The following is a 24,849-nucleotide window of genomic DNA, read 5'->3' as shown; positions in this document are numbered from 1 at the left end:
AAATGCCGCTTTACAAGTTCAAAGCAGTGTCAGCCACTGGTGAAAACATTGAAGGTACCGAGAACGCTTCCTCAAAAGGAGATGTGATCCAGCGGCTGCGTGATAAACGGCATTATCCGGTTTCCATTGAAGAAGTCATCGAAAAAGATATCCGTGACATTCAGATTTTCGGCCACATCAGCATCAAACATATTGCTGTCTTCTGCCGGCAGTTTTATACCATGCTGGCTGCAGGGGTCACCATAATGAATACCCTAGATATCCTGAAACAACAAACAGAGCATAAACGCTTTAAAGGCATTATCAGCGACCTGTATGAAGACGTGCAGAAGGGCTTCACTTTTTCTGAGGCTCTTGAAAAACACCCTGGCGTTTTTCCCCAGCTCATGATTTATATGGTGGCGGCAGGAGAAGCCTCCGGCAGTCTCGATGTGGTCATGGAACGCATGGCCGATCATTATGAAAAAGAATTTAAAGTCAATAACCGGGTGAAAAGCGCCATGGTATACCCCATCATCCTCATGGTTGTCGCAACCCTTGTGGTGATCTTTCTCCTGGTGGTGGTCATGCCCACCTTCATCGGCATGTTTCAGGGAAGCGGTGTTGAATTACCTCTCCCCACCCGTATTTTACTGGCCATCAGTGGATTCTTACAGTCATTCTGGCACGTATTGCTGGGAGCCCTGCTTGTCTTTTCGCTTATCATGCGTCGAATGGCTTCCACCCCTGAAGGCAGTCGCACATTTGATCGTTGGAAACTGCGCATCCCCCTTGTTAAGGGCCTCACTCGAAAAGTGGTCAGCGCCCGGTTCTGTCGTACCCTTTCGACCCTTTTGATCAGCGGTATTCCACTGCTCCAGTCCCTTGATAATGTGGCTGGCGCGGTAGGCAATAAAATTGTTGGCGATGGCATCATTGCCGCAAAAGATGAAATCAGAAAGGGGGCGGCTTTGTCGGTACCCATTCGCAAACTGGGATTCTTCCCGCCAATGGTTGATAACATGATTAAAATTGGCGAAGAATCCGGTACACTGGATGACATTCTTGATAAAACCGCCAATTTCTTCGACGAGGAGGTGGAGACAGAAATTCAGCGCATGCTGACTTTTATGGAGCCTATCATGATTGTGGTCATGGGAGTCATTATTGGCTTCATTGTGATCAGTATGGTGTTGCCAATGTTTGATGTGCTTCAAACCGTACAATAAAATTTGAGGAGGGACTTGTATGATTCAATGGTTTAACAAGAAGTTGAAAAACAGAAAAGGCTTCACGTTGATTGAACTGATTGTGGTTATTGCGATTTTGGGTATTTTGGCGTTGATTGCAATTCCGAGATTCACTGGTACACTTAACAATGCTAGAGCAAGTGCTGATGATGCTACTTTTAGAGTAATCCAAAGTGCTGTAAGTTTGTATGTAGCAGAAAACGGTCCTGTAGCTGCTGATGGTACTGACTTATTCTCAGCGTTAACAACTGGTGGTGCATATCTTGATGCAGATAATTTGAAATGGTCTGATGATTCTGCGATAACTGCGATTAGTGTAAATGTTGATGGGTCTGTAGCAGGTACAACTCCTACGAAACCATAGGAACGGGGAGGTACTGTAACCTCTTTCCCTACCCCACAGCACTACCACAAGAGTCAGCCTAAGGGCTGGCTCTTTTCTAGGTAAGATGCGTGGTTCCGGAGGCATGCAATCTATTGCAGAAAAATTAAGAAAGGCATACAATAGTGCACAGAATTGACGTCATGACGGGTGTGCCTCGAAGGTAACAATATGGCTCCTTTTTCAGATGCTCACCATGTAATGATATTGCGAGTCCAAAGGAGATGAGCCCATGGAAGAGAATATGAAAAAACTTGAAGACCTGATGGATCAGGACGATGGATTTTTGGAAGCGCTTTTCGGAAAAGAAACAGCAGAAGAAGTGCAGGCATTTTTAAATGGAAAGGGTGTGTCCTTGACACTGGAGGAAATAGACCAGCAACGGGATTTTCTGGTGAAAGCAATGGAAGCTGATGCGGCAGGCGAAGAATTATCAGAAGAAGAGATGGACAAAGTAGCAGGCGGCAAGCTTTACAGAGGTAGATCCAGAAGACCTGCTGATTACGATCCAACTGCACCTAAACCTTTCCCTTGGTAAACCATTAGTGGCACCACTACAAGAGTCAGCCGACCGGCTGGCTTTTTTTATACAATTGTTTAACTAAACAAGCCACACAGCCCCCCAAAATGGATGTTGTTTCCGTATAGTCTGTTAATAATGTAAGTTGTAGGCTGTTTCAAAATTGCATTGATGCTGGAAGCTGCGGAATGGAAGGGGGGAGAAATTTGAAACAAAATCGTTCGAATAAAGGATTTTCGCTTATTTGGGTGATGATTGTAATGCTGGTACTGAGTATTTTAGGAGTGGCACTTTTATCTGTGAGTATGGCAGAAACACGACACACGATGCGCTCTGAGCATCAGATTCAAGTGGATTACATCGCCAGATCGGGCGTTGAAGCAGGGTATCAAAAACTATTAGGTATTTCTCCCCGCACAAGTGTGCCGGAGCTGGTATCAGCGGCAAATAGTCTTGGCACAACCAGTCTTCAAAACGTTCCTCTGGGGAATGGCACTTATTCCATCAGTTACATCCATGACGCTGATCACTCTGCCCTCATCACCATTCGGGCAGAAGGAAAACATCATTCCACAGCGTTATCAAGCATTGTAACTCTTCTGGTGCCAACCAATGTCATTTTTAATACAACCCCCTGGACAGAGCCACCCAATGGATGGTGGCGGGCTTCTAATTTATGGGACGATGTGAATCCTGATGTGGATGGTACTTTGGATATGACTGGTAGTGCCGTGGCGTTCAGCGGTTCGCCAACCAAGTCTCCTCAAAACGGGAAGAAAATTTCTGTATTTCGAGCCAATGTAATTTTGTTTCGTGGAACTAACAACAGTGGTGTGACCTTTCAACAACAGAAAAATACCAATGATGTCACTTTTGATGCAGAAATAATCATTTTTGAAGGGACAGTTCGCCTTAGAGACGATAACAAGAAAGTCACCTTTGATCTAAGTAATCATATGCTGAATGGTTCAGTAATTCCCTGGACATATGTGGGCCAGGCCGGCTTTGAAGATGAGAGCCGTTATAATCATTTTATCAATGGGTCCTATGAGGATTATGATGAGTATCAGTTTGAAGAAGCTGTTGCCGATGGTGTTAAGTTTGGATTGGTCTACTTTGAAGGCAACGTCATAAAAGACGGGACAGGTACCATCATTAATTCAGGTTACTACTATTACGCACAAAATACGAACATCAACAAATCTTCTGTGGTCGTTCGTGATGCATATGAACCTGGAGTGGAGTTAATCCGAGTCAGAACTGATGATCCCATTAAGCAGGGCCTGGCAGACAGGCAAAGCATCCGAACATACCGTGCCGGCAGTGAAAAAATGATCTATAGTACAGAATAAGTAAAGAAGGTGATGTGATGAAAGATAATCTTAACGAAAAAGGACTCACATTAATTGAAGTGATCATTTCTTTGGCCATCATCAGCATTGTCGTTATTTCTTTTCTGACCATGTTTACGTCTGGCTTTGATACTGTTTTTTCAATGGGAAGAAGAACTGAAGCTACGAGAATAGCACAGCAGTTTTTAGATGAACACTATGCCGCTGAACCTCTTGATATCAATAATCTTCCCAATGTGCCAAGCATTTCACCCTATATGGTCCAACGCGATCGACAAAATGGACCCGATGGGCTCAATCAGATTACCATTACGGTGTTGTATCGAAATGGATCCCGATCAGTGACACTCACAGGACTTGTACCTTAAAGAAAGGTTGATTTCAAATGTTGAAGTCCGTGAAAAAAAATCGATTACTATTTACCCATAACAATCGGAGTGGGATCACGCTGATTGAATTAATCATTGCCATCGCCATTGCTTTAATGGTTTTGACGGTTTCTTTTTCGGTTTTCAGTTTTGGTAACAGCACATTCAGGCAAGGTGTCAACCAATATGATATTCAAAGTGATATCCGACTGGCCTCCGATTATATTCAGAATCAAGTTCGTTACGCTACCTTCATAAAACTTATTGATACGCCAACATTCAATGAGTTTTTGGAGTTTGACGAGGGTGATCCGGCTGAATTATTGGCCATCAAGCAGAAACTGGAATACATTTACTTTGATGAAAACAATCGATTAAATCATGTCATTTTTAATTCTTCCAACGACACTTATAGTCAAATGAAGTTCCGATCTTCTTTTACACTGCCAGGCTCTTCAATTATTCCAGACCAACATATGCTTATCGTTCAGGTAGATGCAGATGATCGCGATGCCAACTATCAATTGAACTCAAAAATTAATTTGCCTAATATGCAGCTGGCAAATTACACCATTGAAGCTGATGGCAACAAAGGGATTTTGTTCTCAATAGATACTGATTTGATAGGACTGATATCTGAAGAAGGAGGACTGGGAGGGCCGGGAGGAGGTTCAGGAGGCAGTTCCGACGATGACGATGAAGAATCTTCTGAAGTTCAGACGATCAATCTGGCTTTAATTGGTAATCTCACTAAACCGGTTCATAATGGTACGCCTGTAACCACCTTCGCAACTGATCAATATACTGCAACAGTTTCATGGAACCCCAATCCTTTCGAAGATTCGGGAAAGTTTAAAAACAATACGATTTATACAGCAACAGTCATTATCACACCAAAAGTTGGATACACCGTAATTGGTCTGCTTCAAAATTTTTTTCATGTGACAGGAGCGAATACGACAACCAACCCAGCAAACTCCAATATCATCACTGCGGTTTTCCCTTCAACATAGCAGATTTTCTCTAAACCATAAACCAAATAAAATGCACTGATACAACTGAAAAATGGTATCAGTGCATTTTACTGTTCAAGTATTGTCTGATTATTTTGAATGAGTCGTGGTATGATACTGGTAGTATCAAAAATCAAAGGGGAGTGATGATTCTATGAGATCAAAATGGTTGCTTTTTATCCTGATCACCCTGTTAGTCAGTTTTCTTTTATCTGGTTGTATAGACGATTCCCTGATTTCAGAAGAATACTACGAAGATTTCGAAGATAAAATGGGCCTTCTACAGGTGCGGGTGGAAGATTTCAGCCGATTAATGACTGAAGAAGAAAGAAACCAGTTTGAGCAACGGGTTGAGTTGGAAATCTTTCGTTTTTCCATGGCTTTGTTTGATGATTTAGAGCGTTTAACAGATGCTGCTGATGAACCAGAGTCAGAAGCCATTGAAGAACTGTTAAATGCTTATTTGATTGAGCTTGAAGAGATTATTGATGAACTTGAGTTAACTTATGCGCCAGCAGTTTCAACAGTAAGGCTTATCATTGGAGAATCGCGGGCTTGGGTGGATCAGGCAGAGCTCGGATTGGATCAACCCCCCACCATTTCTGAGACCGGACGCACACTCGTGCCTCTTCGCTTCGTGGCCGAAGCGCTTTCAGCTGAGGTGAACTGGAATGAGACTGAACGCAAGATCACTTACACCAAAGGTCCACAGGAAATTGTGCTGCATCTCAATGAAGCAACCGCAATGGTAAACGGCAGCAGGGTTGATCTGGGTGTTCCACCTGTGATCATCAACGGCCGAACACTGGTGCCATTGAGGTTCATCAGCGAGACGATGGGATTCCTGGTTGACTGGCAAGAAGAAATTCAACAGGTGACAGTCACTGGCCGACTGGATGGTCAGATACCATCTGAGTTTAAGCCAATGGAGATAGCAATGGATGTAGATGAATATGAAGAGGATATTGTTCTTGCTTCCTCATTATTGGGCGTTATTGTTGATGCAGGTTGGGAAGATACCCTTCCTTACATCGTGTTACTGGTCGATGGAGAGACTGAAAGGTTTGAAGCAACATCTGATTTGCTTGAAACAGTTATAGATGAATGGGATCATTACAGCCATTGGGGTCTTTATGAAGCTGAATTTGATGAGTTTGACCGCGTGGTCACACTTGAATACGGCGAAGGTGTTGCTGATATTATTGGTATCTTTGCAGACTTTTATACCGAGAAAACCCTTGCAGATGTGCTGGATAGTGACGGTAATCACATTATGTTAATCAGTGTCGATAATCTGCTTAACAGTGATGATCCTGAAGACTTGCCGGGATTCTCAACCATCATTAATAATCAATTAACACCTGCTGACGGCGATATCATAATCCTTTCAGAAAATGTTGTGGTTTACGTGGAAGGTGATGATGGAATTTTTGTTACAGGAAACGTCGATATGATTGATGATCATCTCTATGACTATGTTGAGCTTTATGACATTGACGGTGATCTGATATATGATATTGTTGTGATTTGGTTGATATGAATAAGCACCGTCACATTCGCGCGTTCCATGAGTCAAGTTTCGTCAAGATTATCTAAAATGTCACGTTATTTTATGTATATTGAGTATACACAAGATTGCCACTATGTTATAATCAAAGGACGTAAGACCTATATATAATCCTCGACATAAAAACAGAGGATATGACCCGCAGCTATAGATGGACGCCTTATGCTGTGGTGATCCAGTGGCGTAACCGGCTGAAGAGCCGGTTTTTTGTTGCATGGAGAAATCGGTCTGAATAGTACTTTTGAAAGATTAGTTTGTTGACAGTCAATAAGAATTGGTTTATTCAAAAAAGCCGACTGTTTTTTTGCGTGAAGCTTTGGATATTTGTCATGACAAAATAAGAGCCAGTATTGGCCTATAACAATGATTGCAATTGGTGATATCATTCATTTTAACCAATAATAATGTCGATTCTATTTGGGAGTGTTAATATGAAAAACATTCAAACAATATTTGTTAGTACGAAAAAGCAGCATGGATCTGCCTTGATATTAGTCGTCATACTGCTCTTTGTATCCTCAATCCTTGTTGCATCGGCAGCCATGATGACTCAAGCAAATACGGCTATGACTTCATTGCAGGAACAAGGCATCAGATCATACTATATTGCTCGCTCTGGAGCTGAACTGGCCTATGAGGTAATATACAGCAATAATGATCTTTACACTCAGTTCAGAACCAATGATCAACTTCTAAGCGAATCGATCACTTTTACTGAGGGAGGCATTGTTACAGGCAATGCCGATGTGGTTATTGAATCTTATGACGGCGATAATGGAAAAACACTACAAATATCCTCTACAGGTATTGCCGCAGGAACTGATCATAGTAAGACGGCTGTGTTAATCATTGATAATATGGAAAAAGAGGGAGATTTTTGGTGGGCGCAGTGAGTTGGTCTGTTAAGGAGGAGCTCAAATGAAAGTTAGAAGAAGCAGGGAGATAGAAGGAGTTACATTGATTGAACTTATTATTGTTTTAGGATTAATCAGTTTGGTGATTATGGTTACAGGGCCAATGATTAATTTTTCAGGTAATGCACACCGAAAAACAGTAGACGAGTTTAATCTACAATCAAGCATGCGTATTGCTTCTCAAACGATAGCTAATTTTACTCGACATGGCACTGCAGTCTTTCCAATTTTACAGGATAAGCTTGATAATGAAGGTCTGGCAAATGGATGGAACTATTTTGCTTTGGATAGTGGAGGGAAACGTTTAGTTCATTTTGTGTGGAATTCTACAAGTAATTCGCATACTGAAAATCAATTAATTGAGCTTGACGCTAATGATGATCTATATTTGGGAATGTCATTTTTCCAAGATCCTTCAGATACTCGCTTACTGCAGTTCGATTTACATGCTTTTCGGCAAGGCCAATCCAGTTCAGTGATGAAGATTTCATCGGAACTAAATGCAATTAATACTGCAAGGATTGATCAAGTTGGCTCATCATCCAACAGACCTGTCGCTTTAGCATACAGGACAGGAGCCAGACCAGACCCGCGAATGAAAATTGCTGTGACATTTGTTGTTGACATATCCGGCAGTATGAATTTTGATATGGCTGGGAACCCTTCATCTGGCTATGCTGGTTACAATGCTGCTGTGTTTGATACAAATGACGTAAGAATTGACCACTTAAAGAATATATCTCCGGGGATGATTGATAGATTTGCCAATTTTGAACATGCGCCAGTATACCTTTCTCTTATTCAGTTTAATGATAATGCTAATAATAATAAAACAGGTCCTTTGCTGAACTTGCATGATCAAGCAAATGTTCAGTCTGTTAAAGATCAAATTGTAGCTATCACACCGACGGGTGGAACTAATACAGGCGATGGGATGAGAAGGGCTTACCATGTACTTAGAAATTTTTATCTTGCAAACGAAGCAGATTATAATGTTAAGTCTTATCTTATTCTCTTGATGGATGGAGATCCAACTTACTGGAGTTCGACTTCTGGAAGTGGAACAAACTATCAGGTTAACGATGGAAACATCAACACACTTAGAGGGAATGGAAGCACTACTATCACAGACTCTCACAACTATGTGAAACACATTTCAGAAACACTCATCACAGGATCGACTAGTCCTTTTGACATCAGCACTTCAGTAATTGCTTTTACGAATGAGACCGATGGCGGCCAGGTTCGAGCACAGCAAACAGCTGACTTTTGTGATGACCCAGGCAACGAGTTTCGTAACGGTTCGTACTATCATGCTTTTTCTGGCGGTAAACTGGATGAAGTTTTCAATGATATCATCAATAGTATTCTTGATGATACTTGGCATATTTACGGTCCTTGATTGTTTAAGAAAAGAGGTGAATAAATGCGAAATCGTAAGGGGTTAACACTTGTTGAAATAATAATTGCTATGGCATTGATTGGGATCATTGCAGTGGGTATTCTGCCTGGTTTTTCATCACAGTTCTTTATCATGAAAAAGGCTGCGAACATTACTACTGATGCTTTTAATGCCCAAGCACTTATGGAAGAGCGTGTTTACCTTGCAAGGCAGTTATTAAGAGATCATGATGATTTGACGACATTATCAGAGTATTCTTTAGCTGAAAATATAACTTTTCTGGGTAAAAACGTCGATTTGCACCAATTATCCCTGCCATTTCCTAATAATCACGCAAAGAGACTAAATGTTTACCTCTCACAAATAATGTCAGTCAAGGAAACCAGATCTCAACTAAACGTTGAGAACGTTCAGATTCACGTTGAGGGCGTGTTTGCAACAGAAGCTTTGCTAAGTGACAACCCTGTGCTCACAGCTTATCACAATGTCAATGATACGGGCACCCTTTTTTATGCGAACTTGTACAGTTGGTACGTATCCCACCGTGGCATTGCCAATCCAGTTTTCCCAAATGATTACGATCAAATACATTTGTTGAATACGACTACTGAATTGAATAATTTATTAACAATGGTGGGATCCAACAGATATATCCGTTTGGTTGTTACACCAGTTGATATCCATGGACGTGCTGGGAATCGTCAGATTAGTTCTAATCATGTGTTTCTTGAGGGCGAGGAATGGCGTTCAGGCATATTTGCTTGGATTGATAAAAATAATGATGGTGTTTTTGAGGAAATGAGTGGAGATATTCGGCTTGCTGACAGCGAAAATCATATTATCAAATTATTGGATTCATCTGGCTTTGACTCTCTGGAAAGTTTTCCAAATCCATCTAATCCTGCTGAAATCATTGACCCAAGCGGTGGTGCTTTGTTTGTTCCGATGCGAACACTAGGATCTACGAGCCCAGTCATTGTGCAGAATGACCACTTAGTCAAATGGGCAGTGGATAATGATGTCAACATTGCCAAGAGCATCCAAGTAACTAACAACAGCAATATTGACATCCTCTCTAGAAATGGGGCTATTACGCTATATCAGGACATCCAGTTGGATGCTTCTGGTAATCCTGTAAAAGTTGCTGGAACCATACAGATGGCAAACAACGGACCTTCATTGAATACTGGTAAAGACATTTCTTTAAAAGCAGACAGAGGGTTGATTGGCATCAATAATTACGCGTCATTAAGTGCTGAAAATATTGACATGGCATCAGCAGGACGCATTTACATGCACCAGGCAACTATATCTGCGACTGGTAATCTAATGTTGGATACTGCCATAAATGTTGGAACTTCTACAGACCGACAAATCAATATTAATAATTCCACCTTGACTATTGGTTCTGGCACTTCCATAATTAAATCTGGTGCCGGTGCTCCTATCTCCTTCAATGACTCTGTAGTGAATAAGGTTGGATCAAGTAGCAGCATCTTTGTTGTTAACTCTGGTAACAGTCATATCGATTTTAAGGGTGGAGGATGGGACCATCAAGTTAAGGTAAGGGTGCCCGACGGTAAAACTATTTTGTTGGAGAGTGGAAGCAGTATTATTGATAATCAAGGGCATTTGGATATTGGCAACAGTGGTTTGGTTAGATTTAATAGCCCCATGAACAACACTGTACAGTACCCCTTTGGGATTAATCTTAGTCCTGTCAATGGTAGTGGCTCTGAAAACATGGCAGAACTCTCATCAATTAATTATGACAGTTCCTTTGGAACAGGCAACATTACACCTGTCGCTAATACTTGGACGTCTTTGGGAAATTTGCGTATGCGAGTGGATAAGGCAGGGGGAGAAGATGGCATTAGTTCTATCAGCTATTCTCTTGACAATGGTATCATCACCATAACAGGGTCTGCTGATGAACCAAATCTTTTTGTACCAGTTACATTGACTGTTGAAGATCCCCGGTTCCGTTATACCGGTAATACAAGTCTGCCAATAGTGGAAAATCAAATACCATTTGCTTTTACTTCAAATGAAGACGGGGACGTCAACATTATTGTTGGTTTAAATGGTACAATTACAAGTTTAGTCCATGATCCAATTGAAAGAACTGTATTATATGGAACCTCACTGGAGGAAGCACGCAAAGCATTAGGGAACACAGTTCTCGTTAATGTTACTTATGATGGGGGTATCACTGCAATAACAAGTGTTCCGGTTACATGGAGCACTAATTCAACGCCGACTTACAATAGTTTTATTACACCTGCATCTTATGAGTTTGCAAGTTCTTTTGAAGCACTTCCTCCTGGTCTCACTGGAAATTTATCACCGCCAGTTGGACGTGTCGCCATCGGTGACGTACCTGTTTTAGGAGTTCAAATCAATGAAGATGATTTTATACTTCCAATGACTTCTGTAAAGCAGCTAAGCGTTACGATTACCCCTGAATATGCGACTAATCAACAAGTCAACTGGTCAAGCAGCAATCCTTCGATAGCAACAGTTACTTCCAGTGGTGTGGTATCAGCTGTAGCTCCAGGTAAAGCGACCATTACAGTTACATCTGTCGATGGAAATCATTCGGATTCTGTTGAAGTTACTATTCACTCAATGGTAACCGCAACATTGAGCTGGCAAGCAGGACAATGGCCAAATGAAGTTGGATGGTACATTGTAGACTTAAGTGACAATTCAATTATTCACCAAGAGAATACAGGTCAACATAATTCCAATAACACAAGATCACGAAATAGCTTTACTGACAACATTGAACTTCACTATGGTCGAATTTATCAAGTACGTGCATTTGATGATTATGGAGATGGATGGAATGGTGGTAGACTTATTATTAGTTACAACTCAAATGAGTTGTTCAATGGTACGCTAAATAATGGCGGACAACGCAATCGCAATAATAATCAACCTATAGGTAATGGAGTGAATATTGGGCAGTTTTCACTAAACTAAACTCCAAATCTACATCATTTTGTCTCATGAAATTAGTTTTTTTATATCCGAGGGGATGATTTATTGCTTGTATTATTTTTTCTGCTTCTGTTCATAGGCTCCTTCCTCAACGTCTGCATTTACCGCATTCCCCGGGAAGAGTCCATTGTTTTCCCGGGGTCCCATTGCCCTCATTGCAATACACCGCTCAAGCCCTTTGAACTGCTGCCAGTGGTCAGCTGGCTGGCTCTCAGGGGCAAGTGCCGCACCTGCGGCGTGAAAATTTCTGCCCGATACCCGGCGGTTGAGCTGCTGACGGGTATACTGATAACACTGGTATATCTGTCTTATGGTTTGTCGATTTCTTTTTTTGCCATATCCTTTTTAACCCTGCTGCTTATTGTGATGACCTTTATCGATCTGGATCACCAGATTATTCCTGATGGTCTAACCATCATGGTGGCAGTGGGAGGCGTTTTTCATTTGGCCTACGGGCTGATCGGTAACACTGGCATCACTATTGGGCAGGCAGCTTTGGGAGTACTGATTGGCGGAGGCTTTTTTCTTGCCATCGCCATTGTCTCCAATGGCGGCATGGGTGGCGGCGACATCAAGCTCATGGCTGCATTGGGGCTGTGGTTTGGCTGGCAGGGTATTTTACTGGTGATGTTTTTGTCGTTTATCATTGGAGGGATTGTTTCGGTGGGGCTTCTCATCGCCCGCAGAAAAGGTCGAAAGTCCATGGTACCTTTTGGTCCCTTCATTGGAATTGGTACTTTTTTGACAGCTGTATATGGAAACCAGATCATTCAATGGTACTTTTCAATGTTCATCTAAAAGGGGGTAACCGGATTGAATCGACACAAAGGCCTTAAACTGGCAGGAAAAGAAGTGATATCCCTTGATATCGGGCAGCATTCCATTCAAATGGTGGTTGGAAAGCCTAACACTGGCAGCATTGATGTCAAACATGCTATTTCGCTGCGTACCCCAAAGGGATGTTACGAAAAAGGACGCATCACCGACATGGAGACGCTGAAAACAAGCATTGGTACCACTCTTGACTCATTGAAAATCAGAACCAAAACTGCCCTGTGTGTGGTTGAAAGTAACGAAATCATCACCCGCGAGGTGCTGTTGCCGGCAGCGGAAGAAGAACAAATCGAAAAAATGTTGGCCTTTGAAATACAACAGTATATGCCGATTGAACTGAGTGATTATATGGTTCAGTCAAAAGTACTCGAAGAAGTGATGGAGAATGGCGTTGCCAAGTCTCGGGTGTTGGTAACCGCAGTACCAAAGGATTTATCACGATCTTACTTTGAGCTGATTAAATCGCTTAATTTACATCCGACAGTTTTTGACATTGAATCAAATGCGTTGGATAAACTTATCAGCTCTAATTTTCTTGTAAATGGTGACAGCTCCATCAAAGATCATGCAATAGCCGTATTGGACATCGGTTATTCTCATTTGAATGTGATCGTTTTTGAGAAAGGCCACTACAAATTCAATCGATTTATTGGTCAGGGTTCGCAGAGCATTGACCAAAACTTGGTGAGTTTCATGGATGTTTCTTTTGATGAAGCTGAAAAGATGAAATCTGATATTGCACATTTAAACAAGGAATTTGAACTGCCTGATGAATTTATAGACCCAGTCGACCCACAGGCACAGAAAATGCGTGTGCTGAATATCGTGCGAAACACTGTAGACAGCTGGGTTGATGACATTGATCGCATTTTTAAATACTACACTACACGGGGCATGGGTAATACCATAGAGCAAATCTATCTTTATGGAGGTTCTTCACAACTCAAAGGCCTTGATGCATATTTACAGGATGCTTTTGGCATCCCCACTAGTTGCATCAGCAGCTTGACCAATGTCAATATCAGCCAGTATACCGGCGAAGCAGCGCTGGGATCTTATATCAATGCACTGGGTACCATGATCAGAAGATAAGGGGGGATGGGTAGATGCGCGATTTTAACTTTTTTGAAGTGTTTGATGAAGGCAGTCAACGGTCGGAAGGCTTGAAAATCAGCTTTCCGGTAGTATTGGTCATCTTGTTGCTTCTGGCTGCTGCATGGCCTGTCTACAATTTTATTACCCTCTCCCAATTGAGAGGAAGTGTTGATGATCATCGACAGGTGCTGCAATCAGATCCGCGATATCCTCTGATATCCACGGTTGAAGCAAAAGAAGCTCAAAAGGTTGAGGTAAACCGGCAGCTGGAACAAATGGAGACTGCTGCCCTGGCAATTGAAGCCCGTGAGGTTATCAATGAGTCTTTACTGTATACCATTGCAACGGCAATGCCCGCCGATACGGCTTTATCAGGCATGACCATTACAGGACCAGATATTCAGCTTCAGGGAATAGCCCGCAGCAAACCGGCAATTGCCGAATTTGAGTTCAACGTGCGTGAAACCGGGTATTTCGAGCAACTGTTTATCCCCAATATTTCTGAAACAGATGATGGTTGGCAGTTTAGCTTCATGTTCAGAGTGAAAGGGGGCGATGTGCAGTGAGAATGACAAAACGTGAAAAAGTATTATTGTCTATCCTCATTTTTGCCCTGCTGTTTTATGGTTCCTATCGGTTTCTAGTCATTCCTCAAATGAGTGAAATGGCGTTTTATAAAACAGAACTTGAAGAACTGCAGTTGCAAATTGGACGATTGTCGACATTGGAAGAACAGGAGCAACGACTGGATCAGGAAATTCATGAAGCCATTGAACGACAAGTGGCAGTTCAGGCGAACTATTTTTCATTGATTGAGGAACAGGAAGAAATTATTTTGTTGCTAAATGAATTTCTTATGAATCCTGATGTCAGTGCCACAGCTTTTTCCTTTACGCCCCCTTCAAGAGAAACAACAGGTGATACTGAGCTGGCTTCCATGAACGTTCTGGTGACGTACGAAGCCAATTACGCTTCTTTGATTAATTTGCTTCGATCCATGTGGCAGTTTGACCGAAAAATTGTTGTCAATCAGTTAGCCATGTCGGCTGTAGAGGCAGATCGTTTGACGGGTAATCTGCAGCTGAATCTCTATGACCTGACTCATATGACTGGCCAAGTGGATAACTTGTTCATGTGGCTGCAAAGTGCTGAAAATTTCAAAACAAACCCTTTTTCACCAGCAGCACCAGCCGGTGCATTTCAAATGCGATACATGTTTCTGGATGCCGATGCAGCTCTGTTAGCACAAATGCCCTATGTTCCCTTTGAAGACATGGGAGGCCACTGGGCTGAAACGGCTGTGCATGCCCTTGGAGAACGGGGTGCCTTCCCACCATCAGGCAACCTGACATATGGACCTGATCTTCCCATTAGCCGGGGTGAGTTTATCATCTTGTTGGACCGACTTTTTGATTGGCCTATGCCATCGGAACCAGTAGATCTGACACAGTTTGATGATTATGAAGAGCTGGGTCGTTATGAGAGTTCCATTTCACGGGCAATTTTCAGCGGTTATCTTAGCGGCTTCATTGTGGGGCATCAGGATAACACTCTGCGGCCAAACGCTCCCATTGCCTATCGGGAAGTGGAGTTTGTCATGCGAAAAATCCTGAATGATGAGAGTTTTGGTTGGACAGAAACTGCCCAGCTGATTCAGAACGAAACGGGTCACTCATCAGAAGGCATTACTGACTCTGCAGCTTATTTAACTCGGGGTGAAGCGGCTTATTTCCTTTATCGAATCATTGAATAAATAATGGGTTAGACAATCAAATATTAACCCGGCAATCATTATGTGCAGCAATGATTGCCGGGTATTTTTATCTATGGTAAAATCAAGAAGAATTCCTGATGAGCTGTCAGATGAGATAGAGAGGACGCCTATGTACCCTGTTGATTTAACATCAGATTATCAGCGATTAAATCGTCTGCTCAAAAGTGTTATCAGTATTTTTCCTGGATTTTTATCCGTAATTGATGCTGATTATAATTTGGTGTACACCAATCTGAAACCTCGGAACGTTGGCATTGATCACCAGGATTTGACAGGGGATAAATGTTTTAAGCATTGCAAATACATACAAAACAGCCCAGATGAGTGCTTTGCAAAAAAAGTATTTGCCACGGGAAATCACGTGTTGGGCAAACAGATACAACTGGGAAATGGTCGTTGGGTTGAAGTGAACAGCATCCCTCTGAAGGATGATTTTGGCTCCATATTGTTTGTGGTGGAGTTTATTTCTGATATCACCCAGTACAAGGAAACGGAGCGATCTTTAAAAGAAAGCGAAGAACGCTGGCAACTGGCACTTGAAGGAAATAACGATGGAATTTGGGACTGGAACATACGCACCAATGAAGTGTTTTTTTCTGACCGATGGGTGGATATGCTGGGATATGAACATGGTCAGTTAAAAAGCGTATTTCAGACGTTTACCATGCTGATTCATCCGGTGGATATCGGAAAAGTGATGAAAGGGCTGCAGGACCACATGGCTCAAAAGACCAACCATTTTTCCATGGAATATCGAATGCAGTGCAATGAAGGACAGTATAAGTGGATTCATGGACGAGCTCAAGCTACCTGGGATGATTCTGGAAAAGCTATTCGTATGACAGGCTCTCACACAGATATCACTGAGCGGAAATTACGTGAAGAAGAAATCAGTTTCCTGACTTTTCATGATAAACTTACCGGATTATATAACCGTGCCTACTTCGATGATGCAATGAAACGTCTGGATACAGAAAGAATGTTGCCTCTTTCGGTGATTATAGGTGATGTCAATGGTTTGAAGGTTACCAATGATATTTTTGGTCACTTGGTGGGAGATCAACTGCTGAGTAAAATTGCCGAGATTCTTCAAACAACCTGCCGAAAAGAAGACATTGTCGCCCGCTGGGGCGGCGATGAATTCGCTATCTTGCTTCCCCGAACACCTGTATTAGTGGCTGAGGATATTTGCCAGCGTATTACCACTGCTTGCAGCAGTTATGATGACGAAGTGATTCGCCCCAATATTTCGCTGGGAGCTGCTGCAAAATTACGTATGGACCAGAAAATGAGTGTTGTGATCAAAGAAGCAGAAGACCTCATGTACCGCCACAAACTGTTGGAAAGCCGCAGTAATCAGAATGTTGTCATTGCTTCACTGGAAAAAACTCTTTTTGAGCGCAGTAATGAAACAGAGGAGCATGCGCAGCGCATGAAAACCATGGGATTTCATTTAGGTCAGGTTCTTAACCTGAGTTCCAGTGAACAGGATGCACTTCGATTGCTGTGTGTGCTTCACGACATAGGAAAAATTGCGATTACCGATAGTATTCTCACTAAAAATGGACCCTTGACACTGGATGAGTGGCATCAAATGAAAAAGCATCCGGAGATTGGTTACCGTATTGCAAAATCCTCCAGCAAGTTGGAACACATTGCCGATTACATCCTTTTTCATCATGAACGCTGGGATGGCAGCGGCTATCCCAAAGGCTTGAAAGGAAAAGAAATTCCAAGGCTTTCTCGCTTGCTTACCATCATAGACGCTTATGATGTGATGACTCATGAAAGGGTATACAAAGAACCCCGGTCACATGGTGAGGCTGTCGGGGAACTGAAGCAGTGTGCAGGCACACAGTTTGACCCGGAAATGGTGAAAGCGTTTATCCGCATTGACTGGCCGCATCTTTTGGAAATGACACGATGATTGATTTTAAAGTCGGCAATTTTCATCAACGGGGGTATACACTCCTTGAACTGTTACTTGTTTTGGCAATTTTAAGCCTTTTGATGAGTATTGCTTTTCCTGATGTTGCATCTTTACGCCATCAAACTCAATTGCGAACAACAGCAGCAGAACTGGAAAGTGCGCTGCAATTAGCGCGGCAGCTAAGTGCCGATGAATGTCGGGAATATGTGGTGGAATTAACGGATGAGCAGTTTCATGTTCGGGAGAATCGCCTGAGCTCTCCCCTCATATTTAAGCAGGTCCTGCCTCCTGGAATCAAGCGCAACCAGGCTTCTATTCAGCGGATTACCTACAACCGCCATGGACTGACCGGATATGGACTATTTATTCTGGAAAACCGACGCGGTCAACAGATCGATATAGAGGTACATATTGGTACCGGACGTGTGATTGTTTCAGATCTTTATGATTAATGCCTGTAACAGTGTGCTGACGACTTTGGATATGACAGGAGATCGGGATGGTAAAAAACAAAAGAGGCTTTACCCTTATTGAAGTGTTACTGGCATTGTTGATAGTGGGACTATTCTTTATTCCGGTAAGCCACGGGATGATGTTGTCTGTCAGAATCAATACGCAGGCCCATCAACGTATTACAGCCATGAGAGCGCAACAGGCACAGTTGGAAGAAGCCATGGTATTGCTGGAGGCAGATGAACCGATCCAAATCCATCAACAGGGTTTCAATCATACACCTTTGCTTCAGATGAGCAGTTTACCTTCAGAAATGGATGACGACAGTTTGACGGCGGCATTGCCCACATTGCGTGTCTTACAGTTGCCTGGCGAAAAGCCATGGAATGCACCGCGGTACTTTCCGCTGCCTGAAGGTGACGATCATGAAGAGTGACTGCTTCCCCAGAGCTGGTTTGACGTTGATTGAGGTCATGATTTCACTGGCGCTGATCTCATTATTGCTGCTGGTTACCTACACTGGCTCTCTCTTCGTCTTTAGCCATCATCGTCAGCAAAGCCATCATTTCAAAGAGGAGCAGAACCTGCGACAGGCAATGGATGCCATCGAGAAACGCTTTCGTGAACTGAATCAACAGGAGATCACCTATCATTCTGCACAAAAATCTTTTAATAGCAGAATTCCCCGCACTGATTTTCCGGGAATGACTACTGTCTGGATTGACTTCAGCGGCGTAAATCGGAATCGCCTCAATACCTGGCTATATTTTGACCGCACCTCAGGCACACTCAGGGTTAATAAAAACAATGAACATAATGTTTTATATACTGGCATTGAGGATATATTGATAAAAGAGGTTATTTCGGGAAAACTTATCGAAATAACACTGATTGGACGACGAATTGATCGGGAGCAGACATTGACTCTTAAGCTTTCCTACAGATGTGATGACTCATGAACCACACTATCAGATGTCGGCGGGGGGCGGCAAGTCTGTTTGTGATCATGATGGGAATGCTCCTCATTTTACTGACAATGTCCCTGTTGACGCGTCAGCTGGCGGAACAGCAGGCTGTTCGTTCTTTTGAAAACCGTCTGCAGGCCCATTATCTGACAGAATCAGGTATGGAGCTGGCCTTATGGCAATTAAACGAGTGGACAGATCGGGCAGTGGAGGCTTTTCTTGAGATCGAATCATACGATAGCGGGTCATCGGCGCTGCTGGCAGAACATGTGCGTCACGAAGTAATCTTTCAGTTGCATCATATGAATGCATATCGCACCACACCTCTTCAGCAGGTTTTTGCAGATGACCCTACACCCCATGCCTTAAGAATGCTCGCTGAAGTTTCCATAGACGAAAAAGAAATCGTAATCACTGTTCAGGGGAACTATGGAAATGCCCGGGTGGCTCAGCGGGCAGTCGTAGAGCTTCCGGTCATTGTTGATGGTTCGTCAGATGAATCTGTATCAGAAGGATTGCATGTGAAAACAATGTTTTTGCGCACCCGCAATCAGGTTGTGGCGGTGTGGCCTTAAGTACTTTTCAGTGGCATTTATGTTATTTGAGCACCTTCCGGAAAGGGGAGTCATTGATGCAATTGCGCAACCATATGGAAATTGTTGTTCAGTATGTACTAGCAGATTTGCTTAAAGATCAACCCAGTGTCTGTCAATGTGAAAAGTGCCAGGCAGATATGATGGCCATTGCGCTGAATCACCTGCCACCTAAGTATTATGTGACTGATGAGGGAGCTGCTTACTCCAAAGCCAATGAGTTGAGTATTCAGTTTGAGGCAGATGTGATGAGGGAGCTGGTTTTGGCAATGGTGGTCATTAAAGAACACCCCCGGCATGAAGCTTAAAGATCACTGGACTCAGCCAAAATATGTTGAATACTTCGACAAAGTTGCTTTTGTTTTCATCATTTTGAATATTTTCTTGACAATTTATATGGCAAGGATTAAACTGTTTCTAATTATAGAAGACGGGAATGATTCAAATGATGGGATCTTCAATGTCTAACTTACAACGTGCTTATTATTTCTTTTTTAGCTGGGGCTATTTTTACTTTAGCGCCGGCTATTTGACATTGAACAAATCCCTCATCTATCATTCGCATGAAGCATCGCCGGCTCTAACCTGACAGCTGCCGATCTAATAACCGCATGATATGAATTGTTAGAAAAGAGGGATTTCAAACGAAATCCCTCTTTTTGTTTTGATCTTTTGGTTGACGTAGCAATCATCCTAACAGTCCAAAGAATATTTCTGAATTTGAATGAAAGGGGTTATCACACATGACCAGACTGGAAGACCTGCGCAAGAAGGTAGACCTCTGTGACCGCCAGCTGGCTGCTGTTCTTGAAAAGCGGCTGGAGATCATCATGGAAATCATGGAGGAAAAGAAACTGCAAAAAATGCCGATTTTCAACAAAGAACGGGAGGAAAAGGTGATTAATCAAATCGGTCATTATGTGGCAAATCCAGATTTGCGGGAAGAAGTACGCTTTATTCATCAACATGTGCTTCAAAGCTGTCGCAGAATCCAGTCAAAGCGCTTATTTCCCTATCATATAACCTTGGTGGGCTTTATGGGAAGCGGTAAAACCACTGTGGGAGTAGAGCTTTCAAATATGTTGGCGATGGAGCAAATAGATGTTGACAGAGTGATTGAGGAGCGCATGAACATGCGGGTGAGCGAAATCTTTCAGCTTTATGGAGAACAAGTTTTTCGCCAATTGGAGAGTAATGTGGTGGAAGAACTCTCAAAAAGAGAAAATGTCATTATATTTTGCAGCGGCGGTGGTGTCGTGTTGAACGAGAAGAACATCGAGAACATAAAAGAAACCGGCGTGATTGTCTGGTTAAAAGCGAGCCCCCAGGAGATTTACCGGCGTATTTGTGACGATCAGAGTCGCCCCCTCCTGAAAGACAATATGTCTGTCGATAAAATCAGCCAGATGCTGGAAAGCCGACTCCCATTATATGAAGATGCTGCCGACCTTGTCGTGAACACCGATGAAAAAGATGTGGAACAGGTGAGTCATGAAATTGTTGAACAATTAATGCAGCTGGATATTAATCGAAAGGTGCATCACCGTCACGCCATTAATCTTTAATGGAGAGTCAGGATAGAGAGGATGATCACTCATGAATCGGATTATTCGTGTCAAAGATGTTTCCATCGGTGAGGGCCCACCAAAAGTATGTGCTCCCATGGTTGGCAGTATGCTGTCTTCGCTGGAAGAAGAAGCTGGAATAATCAATGAGCTTGCCTGTGATTTAGTTGAATGGCGAGTGGATTATTTTAGTGGTGTGATGAGCATTGATTCTGTGAAAGAAGCACTTAAACGCATCAACAGTATCTTGATGGGAAAACCCCTGATTTTCACCTTTCGTAATAAAGCTGAAGGCGGTCAATGTGAGATAGATGCTGCCTATTATCAGGAACTGCTTTCAGCAGTGATGCAGACACGCCTGGTTGACCTGGTGGATGTTGAGCTGGCGATGGAAGAATCCATGATTCGTGAGCTGGTTACCACCGCCCGCAAAAATCAGGTAAATGTTATTATTTCGAGCCATGACTTTAATCAAACTCCTTCAGCAGAAAAAATGGTTCAGCAAATGCTAAAAGCTGCAGAGCTGGGAGGCGACATCCCAAAGTTGGCAGTGATGCCCCGGTGTTCTGCGGATGTGCTGGCTTTGATGGAGGCAACCCGATGTGTGAAGGAAGACCATGGCGTCGGACCGCTTATTACAATGGCCATGGGAGGACTGGGGATGATTAGCCGTCTTGCAGGAGAAGTATATGGTTCAGATCTCACTTTTGGTGCTGCAAAAGCAGCTTCTGCACCTGGCCAAATTGCCGCATCTGAACTGCAGCAGGTAATTCAACTCATTCATCAGAATATGCCTGCAATCAATGAATAGGGGGAGTGCTGACATGACAGAGTACAGAATAACCGGCAAGACACGTTTGGTGGCACTTCTGGGTTCTCCGGTACGCCACAGTCAGTCACCACAAATGCACAATACTGCCTTTCAGGCATTGAACCTCAACTACACTTACCTGGTTTTTGACATTCAGCAAAATCAACTGGAAGCAGCTATTCAGGCAATGAAGACTCTTGATGTGGCAGGATTCAACGTGACCATGCCTCACAAGGAAAAGGTGATACCTTTTCTTGATGAACTGTCACCAGAAGCATCGATAATCGGTGCTGTGAATACGGTAAAAAATGAAAATGGGAAATTGACCGGTTACAACACAGATGGAATGGGATTCATTATGTCACTGGCAGAAGAAAATATTCCCGTTTCGGGTAAAAAAATCATTATTCTTGGTGCAGGAGGAGCAGGTAAGAGCGTCGCCATACAGCTTGCACTTGAGAATGTTGGAGAACTGATGATTTTTAATCGCAGTGCAGCGCCTGCTGAGGCACTTTGTCGGTTAATCAATGAAAAGATTCCGACCTGTCAAGTTTCTCAGCATCGTTTGGATGAAACGGTTTTGAAGGAAGCGCTATCGACTGCAGATGTACTTGTGAATACAACCAACGTTGGTATGGGTGATCTGGAAAAAGTCAGTCTAATTAAAGATGCTGCGTGGCTGCATTCGAAACTGAAAGTAGTTGACATTATCTACTCTCCGCCAAAAACGAAGCTGTTGGAAATCGCTGAAACTGCCGGTTGCCAGACGGTGAATGGAATCGGAATGGTGGTTGGACAGGGTGCCCTCGCCTTTGAAATCTGGACAGGTGCGCATATGCCCGTAGCTGATGTTAAATCAGGCATTCTAGCAAACTCATAGTGTCTTGCTATTTTTATAACAGCTTCAGCAAAAACAGGCTCCCCATTGACGGGCAGCCTGTTTTTGCTGAAGCCGCTGCAAAATAATGGTCATTGCGAATCGCCGTTCAAACGAATACGTTCATGATGAGATGTGAAGTAATTGATAAAGCTGCTGACAACAGGATTTGCACGGCATTTAGTGTTCCAAAGAAGACAAATTGACCGGTTCATGCTTCTTCCTTCAAATGGAATTGCTGTTACTTTGTAGCTGTCTAGGGATGGGATATTTGGCATGATGGCAATTCCCAGCTGTGATCCCACAAAAGCTGCCATTGAATTGCATTCGTCGACTTTAAATGCTATCTCCGGCCTTATTCCATGTTTTTTGAAAAGCGCTTCAGTTTGAAGAAAGAGGTCTGTATTTTTGTGAATCATTACAAATTTTTCATTTTTAAAATCTTCAATCGTGACAGATGTACGAGTTGCCAATGGATGATCATTATAGACCACCAAATACAACTCCTGATTGAATACAGGCACCGAAGAGATCCCTTCACTGAGGACTTCCGGGTGTGGTGCCATGACAACATCCATGGTACAGTCCAGCAGTTTTTCAATGAGGGTGTTGGTCATGCCCACCTGTAAGTTGAAATGAATATTTCGATTGCCCTGAGAACCGTAGAATTCATCCACAAGATGGGGAATGGCATCAAAGCTCACGCTGTAAATATATCCCAGGTTAATGATTCCACCCGATGGATTTTTCATATTTGAAATCTGTGCTTCACCCTGTGAAAGGATGTGTAGTGCGCTCTCTGCATAAGGAAGAAACGCTTCACCGAACTCTGTCAAAAAAACCTTTTTACCATCTTTCCCAAATAAGGAAACCCCGAGCTCTTTTGAGAGTTCGGAAAGGGCATAACTTAAACTGGGTTGTGAAATATTGAGTTGTTCAGCCGTTTTTGTGTAGTGTAAGGTATTACACATTTCTACGAAATATCGTAACTGGTGCAAGGTCATATAATCGCCTCCTGAGCTTCTGGCATTTTTCAGCCATTTCATTCATTAAATCTTTGACAAAAAATCATCAATTTAATATATGGATTCATATCGTCAGCAACAAAGCCATTCCTTGAAAAAAGCAATCATGATGAGGGATCATTATTGATAAATTATAGAGAGATTCTATCATCATTATACAAAATGAGTATTAGACTTTCAAGTAAAAATACTATAATCTTTAATTACAAGAAATTATTCATTCATTATTCAGAATAGTGATGAAAGAGGTGAGGATGATGAAACTTCCAACAGCCATTACGCTTTGTGAAGTTGGACTTCGAGATGGTTTACAGAACGAGGCAACAATATTGAATACTCAGTCTAAAATAACGCTGACAAAAGAGATGATTGCTGCAGGATTGACTGTCATTGAGTTGGGTTCATTTATGAACCCCAAAGCTGTTCCGCAAATGGCTGATACCGATGCACTTTTTTTCCATTTCAGTGAAGTTAAAAACGTAGAGTTGCGAGCATTGGTTGCCAATAAAAAAGGCGTCGAACGTGCCGTTAACTGTGGGTGTCGTAAAATTAAACTGAATGTATCTGCAAGTCTTGGCCATAACTTGGCGAACATCAACATGACTCCAGAGGAAAGCATTGCCAGATTTGCAGAAAGTGTAGAACTGGCAGAAAAAAGTGGTATCGAAGTGTCCGGATCCATCTCAATGCCATTTGGATCTCCCTGGGAAGGGAGCATCTCTCTGGACGCAATCCAAAGCATTATTGATGCTTATCTGAAGGTTGGGGTGCGAGAAATTTCTCTATCAGACGCTTCAGGAATGGCAGTACCCAATCAGGTCTATACAATGTGCAAACACCTGCAGGAACGTTATTCAGATGTAAAATGGTGGCTTCATTTTCACAACACCAGAGGTATGGCCATGGCGAATATTCTGGCAGGCATGCAGGCGGGTATCACACATTTTGATTCTTCTCTGGGTGGTCTCGGTGGTTGCCCCTTTGTTCCGGGAGCGGCTGGCAATGTAGCTTCTGAAGATGTGATTCACATGCTTGATGAAATGAACATCAGTACTGGTATCGATCTAGTTCAGATCATCAGTTCAGCAAAAAAACTTCAGGATTGGGTTGGTCACGAAACTGATTCTTATGTGTTGAAAGCCGGCCGCTCCAAGGATTTGATTAAGTAAGCACGAGT

Annotated in this window: 25 protein-coding genes; 24 read left to right on the top strand and 1 reads right to left on the bottom strand. The window is 42.7% G+C overall.

What is annotated here, in order from left to right; all coding sequences use genetic code 11:
• Window positions 1-2: 2 nt before the first annotated feature.
• The 23 genes from QOL74_RS06095 to QOL74_RS05985 all read left to right on the top strand — a co-directional run bounded on the left by QOL74_RS06095 (window position 3) and on the right by QOL74_RS05985 (window position 22,650).
• Window positions 3-1,208, top strand: coding sequence for a type II secretion system F family protein (locus tag QOL74_RS06095; protein ID WP_283408552.1), 1,206 nt, complete (start codon window positions 3-5; stop codon window positions 1,206-1,208).
• Between the two features lie 19 nt (window positions 1,209-1,227).
• Window positions 1,228-1,593: a competence type IV pilus major pilin ComGC gene (locus QOL74_RS06090; protein ID WP_283408551.1), complete on the top strand. Its 366-nt coding sequence runs from the start codon at window positions 1,228-1,230 to the stop codon at window positions 1,591-1,593.
• A 250-nt stretch (window positions 1,594-1,843) separates the two neighbouring features.
• Window positions 1,844-2,149, top strand: a complete 306-nt coding sequence (locus tag QOL74_RS06085) for a hypothetical protein (RefSeq protein WP_283408550.1) — start codon at window positions 1,844-1,846, stop codon at window positions 2,147-2,149.
• 188 nt (window positions 2,150-2,337) lie between these two features.
• Window positions 2,338-3,483, top strand: coding sequence for a type II secretion system protein (locus QOL74_RS06080; RefSeq protein ID WP_283408549.1), 1,146 nt, complete (start codon window positions 2,338-2,340; stop codon window positions 3,481-3,483).
• A gap of 17 nt (window positions 3,484-3,500) precedes the next feature.
• Window positions 3,501-3,851, top strand: a complete 351-nt coding sequence (locus QOL74_RS06075; protein WP_283408548.1) for a type IV pilus modification PilV family protein — start codon at window positions 3,501-3,503, stop codon at window positions 3,849-3,851.
• Window positions 3,852-3,868: 17 nt separating this feature from the next.
• Complete coding sequence (locus QOL74_RS06070) at window positions 3,869-4,864, top strand: prepilin-type N-terminal cleavage/methylation domain-containing protein (protein WP_283408547.1); 996 nt, start codon at window positions 3,869-3,871, stop codon at window positions 4,862-4,864.
• Between the two features lie 154 nt (window positions 4,865-5,018).
• Window positions 5,019-6,404, top strand: a complete 1,386-nt coding sequence (locus tag QOL74_RS06065; RefSeq protein ID WP_283408546.1) for a copper amine oxidase N-terminal domain-containing protein — start codon at window positions 5,019-5,021, stop codon at window positions 6,402-6,404.
• A 458-nt stretch (window positions 6,405-6,862) separates the two neighbouring features.
• Window positions 6,863-7,324 (top strand): hypothetical protein, encoded by a 462-nt coding sequence (locus QOL74_RS06060; protein ID WP_283408545.1) that lies wholly within the window; start codon window positions 6,863-6,865, stop codon window positions 7,322-7,324.
• Window positions 7,325-7,349: 25 nt separating this feature from the next.
• On the top strand, window positions 7,350-8,747 hold the full coding sequence (locus tag QOL74_RS06055) for a VWA domain-containing protein (RefSeq protein ID WP_283408544.1): 1,398 nt from the start codon (window positions 7,350-7,352) through the stop codon (window positions 8,745-8,747).
• Between the two features lie 24 nt (window positions 8,748-8,771).
• Window positions 8,772-11,732 carry an Ig-like domain-containing protein gene (locus QOL74_RS06050; RefSeq protein ID WP_283408543.1) on the top strand — a complete coding sequence of 987 codons (2,961 nt, stop codon included), beginning with the start codon at window positions 8,772-8,774 and terminating at the stop codon, window positions 11,730-11,732.
• A 63-nt stretch (window positions 11,733-11,795) separates the two neighbouring features.
• A complete protein-coding gene (locus tag QOL74_RS06045) occupies window positions 11,796-12,548 on the top strand; it encodes a prepilin peptidase (protein WP_283408542.1) in 753 nt (250 codons plus the stop codon).
• Between the two features lie 15 nt (window positions 12,549-12,563).
• Window positions 12,564-13,676 carry a type IV pilus assembly protein PilM gene (gene pilM, locus QOL74_RS06040; RefSeq protein WP_283408541.1) on the top strand — a complete coding sequence of 371 codons (1,113 nt, stop codon included), beginning with the start codon at window positions 12,564-12,566 and terminating at the stop codon, window positions 13,674-13,676.
• A gap of 14 nt (window positions 13,677-13,690) precedes the next feature.
• Window positions 13,691-14,245, top strand: a complete 555-nt coding sequence (locus QOL74_RS06035; RefSeq protein ID WP_283408540.1) for a PilN domain-containing protein — start codon at window positions 13,691-13,693, stop codon at window positions 14,243-14,245.
• Between the two features lie 2 nt (window positions 14,246-14,247).
• Window positions 14,248-15,432, top strand: coding sequence for an S-layer homology domain-containing protein (locus tag QOL74_RS06030; RefSeq protein WP_283408674.1), 1,185 nt, complete (start codon window positions 14,248-14,250; stop codon window positions 15,430-15,432).
• Between the two features lie 40 nt (window positions 15,433-15,472).
• Window positions 15,473-17,380 (top strand): diguanylate cyclase, encoded by a 1,908-nt coding sequence (locus tag QOL74_RS06025; protein ID WP_346771722.1) that lies wholly within the window; start codon window positions 15,473-15,475, stop codon window positions 17,378-17,380.
• Window positions 17,377-17,835, top strand: coding sequence for a prepilin-type N-terminal cleavage/methylation domain-containing protein (locus QOL74_RS06020; protein ID WP_283408538.1), 459 nt, complete (start codon window positions 17,377-17,379; stop codon window positions 17,833-17,835). The genes QOL74_RS06025 and QOL74_RS06020 overlap by 4 nt, the downstream gene beginning before the upstream one ends.
• A 47-nt stretch (window positions 17,836-17,882) precedes the next feature.
• Entirely contained in the window at window positions 17,883-18,272 is a 390-nt protein-coding gene (locus tag QOL74_RS06015; protein ID WP_283408537.1) for a type IV pilus modification PilV family protein, read from the top strand.
• Window positions 18,262-18,795 (top strand): prepilin-type N-terminal cleavage/methylation domain-containing protein, encoded by a 534-nt coding sequence (locus QOL74_RS06010; protein ID WP_283408536.1) that lies wholly within the window; start codon window positions 18,262-18,264, stop codon window positions 18,793-18,795. The genes QOL74_RS06015 and QOL74_RS06010 overlap by 11 nt, the downstream gene beginning before the upstream one ends.
• Window positions 18,792-19,376, top strand: a complete 585-nt coding sequence (locus QOL74_RS06005) for a hypothetical protein (protein WP_283408535.1) — start codon at window positions 18,792-18,794, stop codon at window positions 19,374-19,376. The genes QOL74_RS06010 and QOL74_RS06005 overlap by 4 nt, the downstream gene beginning before the upstream one ends.
• 56 nt (window positions 19,377-19,432) lie before the next feature.
• On the top strand, window positions 19,433-19,702 hold the full coding sequence (locus tag QOL74_RS06000) for a late competence development ComFB family protein (RefSeq protein ID WP_283408534.1): 270 nt from the start codon (window positions 19,433-19,435) through the stop codon (window positions 19,700-19,702).
• A 435-nt stretch (window positions 19,703-20,137) separates the two neighbouring features.
• Entirely contained in the window at window positions 20,138-20,959 is an 822-nt protein-coding gene (locus QOL74_RS05995) for a shikimate kinase (RefSeq protein WP_283408533.1), read from the top strand.
• 31 nt (window positions 20,960-20,990) lie between these two features.
• The gene (aroD, locus tag QOL74_RS05990; RefSeq protein ID WP_283408532.1) at window positions 20,991-21,770 is read left to right on the top strand and encodes a type I 3-dehydroquinate dehydratase; all 780 of its coding nucleotides are present in this window, start codon (window positions 20,991-20,993) and stop codon (window positions 21,768-21,770) included.
• 13 nt (window positions 21,771-21,783) lie between these two features.
• Entirely contained in the window at window positions 21,784-22,650 is an 867-nt protein-coding gene (locus tag QOL74_RS05985; protein WP_283408531.1) for a shikimate dehydrogenase, read from the top strand.
• An 89-nt stretch (window positions 22,651-22,739) separates the two neighbouring features.
• On the opposite strand, the gene QOL74_RS05980 is transcribed toward QOL74_RS05985, so the two are convergent.
• Window positions 22,740-23,651, bottom strand: coding sequence for a LysR family transcriptional regulator (locus tag QOL74_RS05980; protein ID WP_283408530.1), 912 nt, complete (start codon window positions 23,649-23,651; stop codon window positions 22,740-22,742).
• 260 nt (window positions 23,652-23,911) lie between these two features.
• Between QOL74_RS05980 and QOL74_RS05975 the strand changes: the two genes are divergently transcribed.
• On the top strand, window positions 23,912-24,841 hold the full coding sequence (locus QOL74_RS05975) for a hydroxymethylglutaryl-CoA lyase (protein ID WP_346771728.1): 930 nt from the start codon (window positions 23,912-23,914) through the stop codon (window positions 24,839-24,841).
• The last annotated feature ends 8 nt before the right edge of the window (window positions 24,842-24,849 follow it).

The sequence above is a fragment of the Anoxynatronum buryatiense genome, assembly GCF_900182905.1.
GTDB lineage: Bacteria > Bacillota > Clostridia > Peptostreptococcales > Tindalliaceae > Anoxynatronum > Anoxynatronum buryatiense.
This window is presented reverse-complemented; position numbering and strand designations above follow the sequence as displayed.